Origin of the sequence: Arthrobacter sp. NPDC080073, assembly GCF_040686575.1 — a bacterium.
Taxonomy (GTDB): domain Bacteria; phylum Actinomycetota; class Actinomycetes; order Actinomycetales; family Micrococcaceae; genus Arthrobacter.
The window spans coordinates 264665-278072 of the sequence record NZ_JBFBKR010000004.1 but is presented as its reverse complement, the minus strand read 5'-3'; the positions used below and the strand labels follow the sequence as shown (position 1 = coordinate 278072).

At 64.2% G+C, this 13408-nt stretch carries 10 protein-coding genes; 5 read left to right on the top strand and 5 right to left on the bottom strand.

Annotation, left to right across the window (positions count from 1 at the left end; genetic code table 11):
• The first annotated feature begins 42 nt into the window (after positions 1-42).
• Both AB0O52_RS07360 and AB0O52_RS07355 read left to right on the top strand, forming a co-directional pair.
• Entirely contained in the window at positions 43-1263 is a 1221-nt protein-coding gene (locus AB0O52_RS07360; protein ID WP_364535455.1) for an MFS transporter, read from the top strand.
• 130 nt (positions 1264-1393) lie between these two features.
• Complete coding sequence (locus tag AB0O52_RS07355; protein ID WP_364535452.1) at positions 1394-2674, top strand: acyltransferase; 1281 nt, start codon at positions 1394-1396, stop codon at positions 2672-2674.
• A 47-nt stretch (positions 2675-2721) separates the two neighbouring features.
• Here AB0O52_RS07355 and AB0O52_RS07350 read toward each other — a convergent pair whose 3' ends face one another.
• Both AB0O52_RS07350 and AB0O52_RS07345 read right to left on the bottom strand, forming a co-directional pair.
• Positions 2722-3516, bottom strand: a complete 795-nt coding sequence (locus AB0O52_RS07350; RefSeq protein WP_364535449.1) for an alpha/beta fold hydrolase — start codon at positions 3514-3516, stop codon at positions 2722-2724.
• Between the two features lie 166 nt (positions 3517-3682).
• Positions 3683-5662, bottom strand: a complete 1980-nt coding sequence (locus AB0O52_RS07345) for an S-layer homology domain-containing protein (RefSeq protein ID WP_364535446.1) — start codon at positions 5660-5662, stop codon at positions 3683-3685.
• Between the two features lie 379 nt (positions 5663-6041).
• On the opposite strand from AB0O52_RS07345, the gene AB0O52_RS07340 reads away from it, so the two are divergent.
• The 3 genes from AB0O52_RS07340 to AB0O52_RS07330 are packed head-to-tail and all read left to right on the top strand — an operon-like array spanning position 6042 to position 9091.
• Positions 6042-7100 (top strand): permease, encoded by a 1059-nt coding sequence (locus tag AB0O52_RS07340; RefSeq protein WP_364535443.1) that lies wholly within the window; start codon positions 6042-6044, stop codon positions 7098-7100.
• Between the two features lie 7 nt (positions 7101-7107).
• Positions 7108-7845, top strand: coding sequence for a TIGR03943 family protein (locus AB0O52_RS07335; protein WP_364535440.1), 738 nt, complete (start codon positions 7108-7110; stop codon positions 7843-7845).
• On the top strand, positions 7835-9091 hold the full coding sequence (locus AB0O52_RS07330) for a hypothetical protein (RefSeq protein WP_364535437.1): 1257 nt from the start codon (positions 7835-7837) through the stop codon (positions 9089-9091). The genes AB0O52_RS07335 and AB0O52_RS07330 overlap by 11 nt, the downstream gene beginning before the upstream one ends.
• Before the next feature lie 145 nt (positions 9092-9236).
• On the opposite strand, the gene AB0O52_RS07325 is transcribed toward AB0O52_RS07330, so the two are convergent.
• From AB0O52_RS07325 to AB0O52_RS07315, 3 genes are all read right to left on the bottom strand, one after another.
• Positions 9237-10085, bottom strand: a complete 849-nt coding sequence (locus AB0O52_RS07325) for a phosphatase PAP2 family protein (RefSeq protein WP_364535612.1) — start codon at positions 10083-10085, stop codon at positions 9237-9239.
• A gap of 104 nt (positions 10086-10189) precedes the next feature.
• Positions 10190-11176, bottom strand: coding sequence for a glycosyltransferase family 4 protein (locus tag AB0O52_RS07320; RefSeq protein ID WP_364535434.1), 987 nt, complete (start codon positions 11174-11176; stop codon positions 10190-10192).
• Between the two features lie 36 nt (positions 11177-11212).
• Positions 11213-13384 carry a glycogen debranching N-terminal domain-containing protein gene (locus tag AB0O52_RS07315; RefSeq protein ID WP_364535431.1) on the bottom strand — a complete coding sequence of 724 codons (2172 nt, stop codon included), beginning with the start codon at positions 13382-13384 and terminating at the stop codon, positions 11213-11215.
• Positions 13385-13408 lie beyond the last annotated feature (24 nt).

The window sequence follows — 13408 nt, the reverse complement described above, 5'->3', positions numbered from 1 at the left end:
TTGGGCGCGTCGCAAAGGAGGCAGCGGCCTAGGATGAAAGGGATGACCACCACCAGCACCCTTCAGCCCTTCAATCTTCGCAGCATTGCCTTGCCCGCCTTTGGGCCCGCCCTGCTGTTCTGTATCGGCGAAGGCGCGGTGCTTCCGGTGGTGGCATTGTCCGCCCGCGACCTTGGTGCTTCGGTGGCCGTTTCCGCGTTGGTGGTCACCCTGATCGGGCTGGGGTCGTGGTTCTTCAATCTGCCCGCTTCGCTCATCACCATCAAGTTCGGCGAACGATGGGCAGTCGTCGCCGCGGGTGCCGCCGGAGCATTGGCCCTGTTGGCCGCAGGATTCGCGCCGCTCCTTGCCCACAACGGCATCTGGCTGCTCGCCGCGGCGATGACCGTCGTCGGGATGTCCACGAGCGTCTTCAACCTCGCGCGCCAGAAGTACCTCACGGAAGCCGTCCCGGTCATCTACCGGGCACGCGCCCTCTCGACGCTGGGCGGCGTCACCCGGATCGGCGTGTTCATCGGCCCGTTCGTCGGCGCGGCCGTCATGCAGTTTGCCGGGATCAGCGGCGCGTATTGGGTTGGCGTGGCGGGCATGGCGGCCGCCGCGGTGCTGTCCCTCACCATCCCGGACCTTGTGTTGCCGGACGACGTCGACGGCGGACGCAAGGGTCCCGAGCCCACCCTCCGTGGCGTCGCGGTTTCCCATGCGGGCGTTTTCCTGACCATCGGGACCGGGGTCCTGCTGCTCAGCGCGCTGCGGGCCTCACGCCAAGTGGTCATCCCTTTGTGGGCGGAGCACCTGGGATTGGACGCCACACACGCGTCACTGATCTACGGTCTGTCCGGAGCGATCGACATGCTGGTGTTCTACCCGGCCGGCAAGCTCATGGACCGCAAGGGGCGAATGTGGGTGGCGGTGCCGTCCACCCTCATCATGGGCGCGGCGTTGTTCCTGATGCCGTTGTCCGCGGATTTTGTGGGGCTGCTGCTGGCTTCGCTCCTGATCGGCTTCGGCAACGGCATCAGCTCAGGACTCATCATGACGCTCGGCGCCGACTTTTCCCCGGATAAGGGTCGTGGGCAATTCCTTGGCTTGTGGAGGTTCATTTCCGACGCCGGTGCCACAGGTGGACCCGTGCTGCTCTCGGCACTCACTGCCGCTGTGTCGCTCGCGGCGGGCGTCTGGGCCACAGGCGTCCTGGGCGTGGCCGCGGCGGCGGTGTTCGCCGTCGCACTCCCGAAACTCAAGCACCGCAGGAACTACTGAACCCCACCGGCGTCCGCCCAACTGACTAGCAATAGATGTCGTTTAGAGCGCTGAAAACGACATTAACTGCGAGTTAGTTGGGTATGCGGCTCCCAGACTCCGGTCAGGTGCCTCCGGTATGGTGGATTGGATGTTCTCAGTCATCTCGCCTCCGCATAGTGCCCCCACTGCGAATCCGACCCCTGGGAAACCCGACACCTACCGCCCGGCTCCCGGTTCCGGGGCGGGGAATCGCCTGCCGAAGGGCGAAGCAAAGCAGTCCCGGCCTGATCTCGCCACGCTCACCGCACTGCGTTTTGTTGCCGCACTGTGGGTGGTGTTCTTCCATCTTCAAGCCATGCAGCACACCTTCCTCGGGCCCGTCTACGAGCTGTTCCGTCCCGTCATTGCCAACGGCGACCTTGGCGTGGACGTGTTTTTTGTGCTCAGCGGCTTCATCATCACCTACACCTACCTGGACCGGTTGGGCCCACGGTTCCGCTGGCGGGATGCAGCGGACTTTGTCTGGGCCCGGTTCGCCAGGATGTGGCCCGCGTTCGCCCTGGTGGTGGGGGTGCTGGGGCTGTGGTTCGTGTACGGGACTGCCCAGGAATCCGTGCGGGAATGGTCCCTGCAGACCCAGGCTCCGGACCTCTCTCCGTGGGGGCTGGCCAAGCAGCTGCTGATGATACATCTCTGGTTCCAACCCGGAACCGACGGCGCGAGCTGGTTCGGGCCGGGCTGGACGGTCAGCGCCGAGTGGCTGGCCTATCTGGCGTTTCCGCTGCTGGCGCTGGTCCTGTTCCGGTTGCGTCGGCTGCATCCGCTGGCGGCGCTGGCGGCCTCTGTGCTCGTCCTCCTGCCGACCGCCATCTGGGGGCCGGACCTGCCCATCGCCACGGTTGAGCATCAGCCCTACGAATGGCTCCTGCGGATCGCTTGCTGCTTCATTGCCGGCGCTTTCGCCTGCATCGCCGCACGGAATGTGGACCGCATCAAGTTCAACCATGCCCTTGCCGGTCCCGGCGCCCTGCTGACCGGAACCGCCGTCGTCCTCTTCCTTGCCACGGCCGGAAAACCGGGCCCGGGCCGGCTGGCGGTGCTTGCCTTCCCGCTGCTCATTGGCCTTCTTAGCCTGACCCGCGGCTGGCTCCGCTCGGCGTTGTCCGCGGGGTGGCTACAGTACGGCGGGCGCAGCTCCTACAGCCTGTACTTGGTCCACATGTTCTTCATCTACCTCTTCTACTGGCTCATCAGGGACTGGCCGAACGGTGCCGGACAACTGGAGGAGAACCTGCTCGCGGCGGCGTGCCTGCTCGGGATTGCCTTGGCCACCCACCTGCTGTTCAAGTACGTCGAGGAACCGGCCCGGCTCCGGCTGCGCGGACTGGTCCCGAAGACGGGTTCGGGTGTCGGTAGGGCACTGCGGTGACTGCCGCCGTCGGGCACTCAAGCGGTGGCAGCGGCCGTGCGTGAACCCTAGCCGAGGGAACTGAGGAACGCGGTCGCGTCCGCTGCCACCTGGTCCGGGCACTCCCACAAGACCAGGTGCCCTACCCCGGGATAAACCTTCAACACGGCGCCTGGTATTCGAGCCGCCAAGGCCTCCTGGTGCCTTCGGGGCAGCACGGAGTCATGTGCGCCCCACAGGATCAGGGTGGGCGCGAGGATGGTTCCGGACTCCGAGGGCGGAGTTGCCGTGCGCAAACCATCGAGGATGCGCTTCCACGCATGCGCTGGCATCCCGACCCCGTCGCGTACCCGGTCCTCGATGAACCAAACAGGAATCGCGTGCAGCAGTGGGAACCAAGCGAGGGAACTCCGTACCCAGTCTTCGTTGACGGGGTCCTCGAGAGCCGCGACTTCCTCGGCGAGAGCAGTCCGGCCGCGAAGGCTCAGCGGAGAGCCCACGAGGACGAGCGCCGCGACACGATCGGGATGCCCGATGGCTAACTGCTGGGCCACATAGCCGCCGCTGGAGGAACCGAGGATGAACGCCTTCGGCACATCGAGCGCATCCAGGATGGCGGCGGCGTCCTCGGCCTGTTCGGCCAGCGAATAGCCGAGCTCCGGTTTCTCCGCATCGCCTTGGCCGCGGAGGTCGGGCGCGTAAACCCTGAAGTCCGTCAGCAAAGGTACAAGGCGGTCAAAGCTGCGACGGGATTCACCCCAGGCGTGCAAAAGCAACAGCGGCTTCGCGTCGGCGTCGCCATGGACGAGGCACGGAACCCGTATGCCCGTGGTGAGCCTGAGATCCAGGACTTCGGAGCCCATAGCATCAGGGTACGCCCCGCCGTGCATTCAGTCGTGGACACGGCCGAGCCTCTAGATCCGACCACCTTTGGCCCGTGCAGCAGTCCGGGATCCCTGAGAATACGGGGATCCCGGACTGGAGGGTGGTTCAAAAGTGGTCGAATGTTGAGCCAGGTTCTTCTAAGGTTCAGACTCTGGGGAACTTGGCGTTGAGACGGAACAGGAACGCAGCGGTCGCGTCGCGGTGTACGGGTTGAAGGGGCTGGAATATCGCTCCTCCCGGTACAGCCCAGCCGGTCGTGATGCCGTTGGCGGCGAGCCAGCTGATCTCCCTATAGAACGGGTAGGTTGAGGGCACGTCGAGGAACGTCACGGTCGGGGTAACTGCTGGACTTCCGCTCAAGCGGTAGAGGAACGCGGCCATCGCATCCCGGTTCACCGAATCCAGCGGGTGGAAGCTTCTCGTGTTGTTCGGCCCGGGGTACCCGGTGGTGATGCCGGTGGAAGCCAGCCAGGTGATTTCCTTATAGAACTGGTCCGTGGTGGGAACGTCAGTGAACGGGGAGGCAGCAGGTGCGGTAAACGCTGGGCTGCCCTTGTACCGGTAGATGAACGCGGCCATCGCTTCCCGGCTTATGGACTGCAGCGGCTGAAACAGGGTGGTGCCGTTGGGCTGTGGGAACCCTGTAGTGATTCCGTTGGCGGCGAGCCACGTGATCTCGTTGTAGAACGGATAGCTTGCCGGGATGTCGGCGAACGAGGTGCCGTTGTCGTACATCTCATAGTCGTCAGTGGTGATGGTCCCGTTGGCTTGGATGTTCAGGCCCCAACTGATGCCTGATGCGCCAGCCGGCAGGGGAGGCGTGATCCAGGTGATTTGGGTCCAGTTCGCCGCGGGGAGGACCAATGGGCTTGCGGTCCAGTATGTCCAGAACCCGTTACCTACACGGTAATAGACTTCGAATTGGGTGTCCGCGGTGGATTTATACCAAGCTTTCAGCTGATAAGTGTGTCCAGGTGTGCCGGTCGGTGAGCAACCACCCAGGTCCAGGGCGGGCAGGAGTTTCGCGTCCCCTGACACCCAGCCTGTGACTGTGAGCTGTTCAGCGTTCGTACCGGCGTGACCTGGCGTGACGATAGAGAAAGCGGGAGTGTTTGTGCCATAGCCGCCGGCGGCCCAGCACTGCGGGATCGTGTTGACCAGGGTCTCCAAGCCGGGGTTTTGAATCATGTTCGTTCCCGGCGGTGGCGGCGGAGGTACGGCAGGGCCCGGAACCGCTGGCTGCTGGGTGCCGCCAATGACCTGGTCCACGGTCTTCACAGCGACCGTACCAGCCGCCTTCTGCTGGGCCAGCCAGGTGGCGAACTGATTAAACAGGGTCGGGGCGATCGTCAGGGTCGGGTCCGTGCCGACGGCGACGTGGTGGAACGTCAGTTGGACCCACCCGCCGGTTGTCTGTGCGTGGGTGACCTGGTCCTGCAGATTCTGCAGGGTCCACGTGCTGTCCACCTCATCCGGTGCCGCAGTCACGTAGGGATTGGCGGGCGGGATCGTGTCTGCCGCGGGAAGCGTCGCCGAGGCCGGGTCCTTGCTCGCTGCGTCGCCCAGGCCGCGGGCACTGTTGAAGCCGCACCCTTTCACCAAGGCTTCGGTGGCCGGGTTTTCGGAAGCGAACGGGTAGGCGAAGCTGGTGACCTTGAAGCCCATGTTCATCAGCGCCACGCGGCCGTTACAGATTTGCCGTGTCGACTCAGCGGGGGTCAGGGACACAAGATCCGGGTGGGTGACGGTGTGGCCGCCGATCTCGTTGCCGTCGGCGGCGATTTGCTGCAGGTTTGCAGTGGTCAGGTAAGTGGGCTGGTCGATCCACCCGGTGGTGATGAAGAACGTGCCTACCAGGCCCAGGTTCTTCATCGTGGCTTCGGCCGTCAACTGGTCCGCGTTGCCGTCATCGAACGTCAGTGACACCACCGTGGTCGGGGCAGCATGCGCCGGTGCGGCGAACCCCACCCCGGCCAGCAGGCCTGCAACAATCAGCGCCGTGCTGCCAAAAGCGGTCCAGCGCTTGCGAAAGTGCTTACCGAGCAGTATCCCGTCCGCATTGGACCGTGCACGGCCCTCGTGTGGCGATTCCGTCGCCGCTCGTTGGTCATTCGTGGTACTCATGGTCAACTCCTCCCCAGGCTAGGTAACGCACTAGCAGCCGGGTGATCCCTCGTTGGTGAGCCAAGAAGGCGCCGCTCGAAAGGGGAGTCCGATCTGGGTTTCCAGCGGTGGTACTCGGTGCCGGTTTTTTATTCACACTCGCGTAATTGTGAGGCTACGACCCCAAGCAGCTGTTGAAACGAGTGGTCAATACTTGTTCTTCCCATGCTTCTTTAGGTGGAGCTTCTGATATGTCTAGGTAGCTTCCCCATCGTCCCTTCGGAACGGTGCTAGGGCGTCGCCCAGGGGTAGTCGCGCAAAGCACTCCGCGTGTACAGTCGGTTTCGCCAGCCCTTCCGGTCAGGCGCGCCCGGCCGGCTCCGTGGAGGAAGGAGTGCCCGTGACGCTGCCTGCAGTCGACAAACGCGAACAGCCGGAACGCGAGCACGGAAGCCCGTCCCGTGCTTTTACGTCGAAGTCTGCCGCCGGCCTCATCGTCGGCCTCGCCCTCGTTGCACTGTTCGCGGCCGTGCGGGTGCTGGCACCATCCACGCCGGAGGTCTTTGGGCTTCCCAACGCGGCCCGCGACTTTGCCACGCTGTCGATCAGCGTCGTCGTCGAGTCCCTGCCGTTCGTTTTCCTCGGGATTGTCCTCTCGATCGCCGTCCAGGTCTGGTTGCCGGAGGGCATGCTGCTCCGTCGCCTGCCTCGGAGCCCGATGCTGCGGAGGCTGCTTCTCTCGCTCCTGGGAATGCTGCTGCCGGTTTGCGAGTGCGGTAATGTTCCGCTGGCCCGGGGTCTGGTGGTCAAGGGCCTCACGGTTGCGGAATCGATGACATTCCTGTTTGCGGCCCCCATCCTGAACCCCGTGACCATCGTCACCACCGCCCAGGCGTTTGGCTGGGACAACGGCATCCTGGTCTCCCGTGTCCTGGGCGGCTTTTTCATCGCCAATCTTGTCGGTTGGATCTACAGCCGGCATCCGCGTCCCCAGGACCTGCTGACCGCCCGGTTCCAGGAAACCTGTACGGTGGCAGACCACCACGACGGCGCCACCGGGCGGGTGAGGCGCAGCGTGCAGATGTTCTCGCAGGAGACGCGCGCAATGATGCCTGCCCTGTTTGTTGGTGCGGGCATGGCGGGGCTGATCCAGGTTGCCGTTTCCCGCGAAGTGCTGGTCGCTTTGGGCAGCAATCCCGTCTGGTCCGTCCTGGCGTTGATGTTGCTGGCCTTCGTCGTTGCGATCTGCTCAAACGTGGATGCCTTCTTTATCCTGTCGTTCGGGGCAACCTTCATGCCGGGAGGCATCGTGGCTTTCCTCGTCTTCGGGCCCATGATCGACGTAAAAATGCTCGCCCTGATGCGCACCACGTTTACCGCGAAAACCCTCCTTCAGCTCAGCCTGCTTGTGGCACTTTGCGCCGCGGTCCTCGGATTGGCGGTCAACTATGGTCATTAGGCGGCTCGTGAGCCGGTGGCAGGGCGTGGTCCTGAGCCTGATCGGCCTTACGGCGACGATCTGGCTGGGCCTGTCAGGGCAGCTTGCCTTGTATATCCATCCACGGTATTTCGTGTTCACGGTGGTCATGGCCGTCATCGCAGGAGTGCTCGCCCTGGCAGCCTTCGCCTTTGCTCCCACCGCCCAAGACGAGCACGAGCACGGCAATGAACCCGGTTCCCGGTGGGGCTGGCTATGGCCGCTCGGGAGCGTGCTGACCATGGTCGCCGCCGTCGTCGCCCTACTGATCCTGCCGCCGTCGACCCTTACCACTGCCACTGTTGCACAGCGGGACCTTAACGGCTCAGCATCCGCCCTCACCCTGAAAGCACCCGCACTGCCCGGCAAGGGAGACTACTCCGCATTCACGGTGAGGGACTGGGCATCGCTGCTTCGGTCCGGCGCGAAGCAGGACTTTTTTGCCGACAAGACTGCCACCGTGACCGGCTTCGTCAGTGCGGACAAGACAGATCCGAACGTTTTCTTCGTGACCCGTTTTGTGGTGACCTGCTGCGCTGTCGATGCCCAGCCGATTGGCGTTCCCGTCTACCACCCCGGGTGGCAAAACGAATACAAAACCGACAGCTGGGTCACAGTCACCAGCAGCTTTCGCGCCAACCCCAACGCGGCCAGTCGCGAGGCAATCGTCCTGATACCGGACTCCATCCAGTCCACCACACAACCGGCGCAGCCCTATGTCTACTAAGCGCCGTCCCGTCTCAGCCAAACGGGCTGCAGCGATTGCTGCCGCCGCCGAGCTGCTGGCAGGACGACGTTTCGCTCGACGCCTCTACGGCACCATCGCGATCCTTGCCGTCCTCGCGGGCGGGTTGACGGTCGCGAACCTTTCGAAGCTGCCGCACCCCAACTCCACCCCGGCCCTGGCCCGCTCCGCCACACCGGCGGCCTTTGACCTGTACAGCCTGGAGAGGGACACCGGCAAAGACAACAAAGGGCTGAAGAAGCCGGACACTATCCTCGGCACAAGCGTGTCCGGCGGGGACCAGGGAACTGTCATCGTCAGCGCCCCCCGCATCCAGGAGTATGCCGCCCTTCCCTCCGCCCTCGCCGTCGTCACCCTCAACGATGACAACACCAGCTCGCTCGAAATCGTCCCCCTCACGGGCGGCCCGCCAATCCTTGTTCCATTGCCAAGCCTGGGAACAGTGGCGAACCTCCATGCAGCAGGATCCAAGCACCTCATAGGCTTCACCTTCACCGCTTCTTCGGGCACCGGCCAGTACTGGAAAACACTCTTCGTGTACGACGTCGACAATCCGTCCTCGGCTCCGCGGGCCGTCCAAGGGATCAACGGTCCGGTTTCGGCCGCGGACTGGCGCTTTGTCCCGGGTGCGGCCACCTTGGTGGCGCAGACCGATGACCAGTCCATGTTCCTCATTGACACGCTGGACTCCGGCAAACTGTCGCCCCTCGGCGCGCACGCCGGGATCCTTGGATTCGTCCCCGGCAGCAACGAACTCGCCGTGGCCGACCCAGGGCTGAAAAAGGGCGTAGACCCGCCTCGATATTCGGCCATCAACCTCGTCACCGGAACCTCCACACCGCTCACCCTCCCCGGCGCTTTCGTACCCGATGCCGCGAACGGGGTCACCACCACCGCGAGCCAGCCCATGGTCCTCGATGCTTCCGGCCACTACATGCAGGTAGCGAGAAAGTACGACGGCGGAAAGGAGGCCTCCGTCGTCAACGTCACCGACAAGAACGGCTCGCGCCAGCTCTACCGGCCTGCCGCGGCCTGGTCACGCATCCTTGACACCTGCATCTCTCCGGCCGGCGACTACCTCGCCGTCGAAACAGCAGCACCGCAATACACGGGAGACCAATATCCCGTCCTCCCCGAACCGACTCCTATCCGGACCGACCTGGTGGACTTGAAGTCAGGCACCGTCCTGAAAAGCGTTCCTGGGTTCTTGCCCAGCTGGTGCGGTTGACAGAGACCCGTTCAGCCCGCTGAGTCTCCCCGCCTTTGGCCGGGCAGCGCCTCGGGTATCCGCGGAAATACGGGGATTTCGGACTGCGATGCCAGCCAAAAGTGTTCAAAAGTGGGGAAACCACGACGGCGGCCTGCGCACGGCACTAAGGCGACTGCCGCCGTCGGGCGCCCAGGCCGAAAAGCCAAGTGGCAGCCACCGTTGCCAGATAACCGGCGATGACAATCAGGGAGACCCCGGCCCAGAAGTAGTTGGTGGTGCTGCTTTCCGGCCCGAAACCGCTCGCAATTCCCATCAGCGAGTACACCGCAACAGTCGCGGCCGCGACGCCGGCCAGGGTCGAGAGCGAAAGCCACAAACGCGACGATGCCCAGTGTTCCCCGCGCCAGTCCTGGACGTTCCAGCGCTTTCCCGTGCGTAGCACCAACCAGCCGGCCGGAAGCATGACCGCTCCAACCACCAGGAAGGCGGCGACGACGTCGGCAGGCCGGTGCCACTGGTTGATCAGCGTGGACACCCCGGCCGCCACCGCGAATGTGCCACCGAGGAACCCCGCCAGGGGCCGCCAGCGCGGCGACACCACCAGGAACACCGCGGCAGCCGCCGAGGCCGCCAAGGTGGTGTGACCGGAGGGCAGCGAGTTTAGCTCGATGGTCTGGACACCGCGGAACGGCCTGTTCGGAAACCAGTCCTTGAGGAGCTGGGTGGCCAGGTTTGCCGCGACACAAGCGGCCACCGCGATCCCGGCTGACTTCCAGCGGCGGCGCAATATCGTGACAAAAAGAACGACGACGGCGGCGATCGCCACCGAGATGACCGGCAACCAATCGAGGAACTGGGTGGTGGCCCGTTCGGTGGGACCGTTGATGGTCGCGGCTTCAACGAGGGCGGATTCGTCGATGTACTGTCCCGTGGTGGTGCGCACGAAAAAATAGTAGGTGGCAATGAATGCGGCCATGCAGGCCAGGGTTGCGAGCACAAAAAGGATGCCCATCCCAGCGCCCGCCCAGCGCCTGGTAGCGGTCCCGCGTGTGGCCTGCAGTCGGCTTGTCTTAGGAGAACTCATTGCTTTCAGGGTGCCATATTTGCCTGCGAGGATCACTTTTGCTCGGCGAGGAGTTCCTCATAGAGCGCCAAGTGTTCGGCGACCATCCGCTCGGCGCTGAAGTAGTTTTCCGCGGCACGGCGGCACTCTCCGCGATCGAGCGTCGCGGCGGCGATGACCGCCTCGGCCAGCTCCGGGGGACTGGAACGGAGATAGCCCGTGACACCCTCGGCAACGATCTCCGGGGCGGATCCCCGGAATGTTGCCACCACCGGAGTCCCAACGGCGAGGGACTCGATCATCGCCATCCCGAAGGGTTCATCCCACTGAAGGGGATTCAACAGGGCCACGGAGCCGCCCAGGAGGACGAACTTGTCCGCAGCGTTCAGCTCGCCGAGGTATTCGACGTCGGGCCCCAACAGCGGTGCGATGACCGCGGCGTAGTACTCATGTTCTTCCGCGCTGTACATCTTGGCCGCGATTCGCAGGGGAACCTGGGCGAGGCGGGCGGTCTCTATTGCTTCCGGCAGGCCCTTGCCGGGGTGCATCCGGCCGAGGAAACTGGCGTAGCCGCCGTCGCCGGCTCCGAGCGGGACCGACTGCGTGTCTATCCCGTGGTGGATGACCTTCCGTATCTTGATTCCGGGGGCAGTGTCAGCTTGATGGTGCGAGATGGCAATGATCGCGGTGTCGGTGGCCATGGCCTGGTAAATGTCGTGGTTTTCGGCCGAAAAGGGGAGATGGGCGGTAGCGACGATGGGCGTTCCCTTCGGCCGGTGCCTGTAGAGAGGTCCCGCCAGGGTGTTGTCGTGGATGAGGTCGACGTCGTCCATCGCCGCGAATGCGTACACGCTGTGGCGGAGTTCGTCTGTCCCGTTCCCTATCCTCGAGCCGTCGGCAATCGGCGGGCCGGGGACCTTGGCCACTGGACATGTGCTTCCCGATGCCGCCGCCAGAAGCACATCATGGCCGGCGGCAGCCAGGCCCCGAGCGAGGATATCGATGATCGACTCAGTGCCGCCGTATGCAGGAGGCGGCACGGGAATCCAAGGCGGGGCAACCAGTCCGATGCGCACCTAGTTCCCCCACCCCGGTCCGGCGGTGGCGTGGTGGACGTCCAGGAGATCGGATAGCGGTTTGCGGGCTTCGCGGTGCAGCGCGATGTTCTCGGGCAGTTCCGTGACATGTGTTTCCCTGTTGACCACCTCCACTGAGATCCGGGAGCCTGCGAGCGGGATGTTCCCCATTTTGATGTCGCCGAAGCCTTCGGGAATCACCGGCGCCAGCCAAAGGCCGCCGTGGGTGAGGCAAGGATCGAAGCGCAGCAATACCCTCAGCAAGTGAACCGGTGTGGCTGCGGCCCAGGCCTGCGGCGAACATGACGAAGGGTAGGGGACGGGCGTCCCGTAGGTTTTCCTGTCCAGGCCGCAGAACAATTCCGGTAGCCGCCCACCGAACGCCTCGGCGGCGTCCAGGATGCCGGTGATGAGCCGCTGCGACTCCTTGACGAAGCCGTAGCGCATCAATCCGCCGGCTATGAGTGCGTTGTCATGCGGCCACACCGAGCCGTTGTGATAGCTCGCCGGGTTGTAGGCCGCCATATCCGAAGCCAGCGTCCGGACGCCCCAGCCCGTGAACATGGTGTCCGACATCAGCCGCTCCGCGACTAACGGAGCCTTGTCGTCGTCGACGATTCCGCTCCAAAGGCAGTGGCCCATATTGGACGCGCATGCGTCTACCGGCCGTTTCTCGCGATCGAGGGCGATGGCGAAATAGCCGCGTTCAGGGAGCCAGAATTTCTCGTTGAAAAGTCGCTTGAGCTCGGCTGCCCGAGCGCCCCACACCGCGGCCAGCTTCAGATCGCCGTCCTCTTGGGCCATCAAGGCCCGGCTGAGATAGGCGGTGTAGACATAACCCTGGACTTCACATAGGGCAATCGGCGGCTCTGCCAATGTGCCGTCGGCGAAGTTGATGCCGTCCCACGAATCCTTCCAGCCTTGATTGAGGAGGCCATGATCCGTGGCCCGCGAGTACTCAACGAAGCCATCACCGTCGGCGTCTCCGTAGTCGCGGATCCAGTCCAGGGCGCGGTCCACCGCTGGCAGAAGGGACGCAGAGACCTCCGAATGGAATCCCCAACGGGTGAGCTCCCCGGCGAGCGTGACGAACAACGGCGTGGCGTCCACTGAACCGTAATAGGCACTCCCACCGCCAAGTGCAAGGCCCGTGGTGGCACCTAGACGCACTTCGTGCAGGATCCGGCCCGGCTCCTCCTCGCTGAGCGGGTTGACGGTCCGGCCCTGATGGTCGGCCAGGGTTTTGAGGGTTCCCAGCGCCAGCGAAGGATCCAGCGGAAGTGTCATGAAGGAAGTCAGGAGCGAGTCCCGGCCGAACAGGGCCATGAACCAAGGCGATCCTGCAGCCACCACCGTCCGCCCGGGATGATCGGGATCGAAGATCCTGAGGGAGCCGAGGTCAGCCCTGCTCTGCACCAACGCTTTCTCGAAGGCCTTGTTGGCAAGTTCGGTCGTGGGAACCTTGCCATGCCACTCCTGCAGCCTTTCCTCCGGAACATCGTAAGGGCGCTGGTTGCCCCAAACCTGGGCGTCCGCCTCGGGCCCGACCCCCTCGATGCGTGGCGTGGCCGTCACACCCGTCGACCAATGGCCTTGCGGCTCAAGAGTGAAGTCATAGCTGATGACATCACCGTCAACCGCGCCATTCGGAGCGTCGACGGTGACAAGGACGTGCCGCCCCTGCCGCTGGGACTCAAGGACCAACGAACCGTCGCCACCCCGCGTCAAGTGCACGCTCTCGTGGCGTGCCCGGCCCTCCTTCACTTCGAAGATGTCGGCAAAGTCCGCATTGACCGTGAGTGAAACCGTGGCGCGGGCGGGCTTGCTGGAAAAATTCCTGACCGTAATCTCTTCGTGCACTCCGCCGAACAGGCTCCGCCGGCGTTCAATCAGCAGATGGCTGTCTGCCAACCCATCGGTGCGTGACGCTCGGCCGATAAAATCGGCGCGATAGGGCTCCGGGACAGGAGAACCCAAGGCCTCGATCGGGTGACCGTTCACCGCGAGCGCCCAATTCGAAACGAACCGCGTGTCACGGAAGAACATCCCGTGCGGGCGCCGTTGGTTCATATCGCCGTTGGCCGCAGAGACGCAAAACGATGTTCCTGCCAGCAGCGTCACGGCACCTGCGCCGGCCGAACCTGCAAGGTTCTCGGCATTCCAACCTGTCATCAATGGGCTCCAAAGCTAGGGACG

Bases quoted from the DNA above. Each gene is read 5' to 3' on its own strand.
- AB0O52_RS07330 (WP_364535437.1), top strand. From the start codon at position 7,835: ATGTCTACTAAGCGCCGTCCCGTCTCAGCCAAACGGGCTGCAGCGATT.
- AB0O52_RS07325 (WP_364535612.1), bottom strand. From the start codon at position 10,085: ATGGGCATCCTTTTTGTGCTCGCAACCCTGGCCTGCATGGCCGCATTC.
- AB0O52_RS07355 (WP_364535452.1), top strand. From the start codon at position 1,394: ATGTTCTCAGTCATCTCGCCTCCGCATAGTGCCCCCACTGCGAATCCG.
- AB0O52_RS07360 (WP_364535455.1), top strand. From the start codon at position 43: ATGACCACCACCAGCACCCTTCAGCCCTTCAATCTTCGCAGCATTGCC.
- AB0O52_RS07350 (WP_364535449.1), bottom strand. From the start codon at position 3,516: ATGGGCTCCGAAGTCCTGGATCTCAGGCTCACCACGGGCATACGGGTT.
- AB0O52_RS07345 (WP_364535446.1), bottom strand. From the start codon at position 5,662: ATGAGTACCACGAATGACCAACGAGCGGCGACGGAATCGCCACACGAG.
- AB0O52_RS07315 (WP_364535431.1), bottom strand. From the start codon at position 13,384: ATGACAGGTTGGAATGCCGAGAACCTTGCAGGTTCGGCCGGCGCAGGT.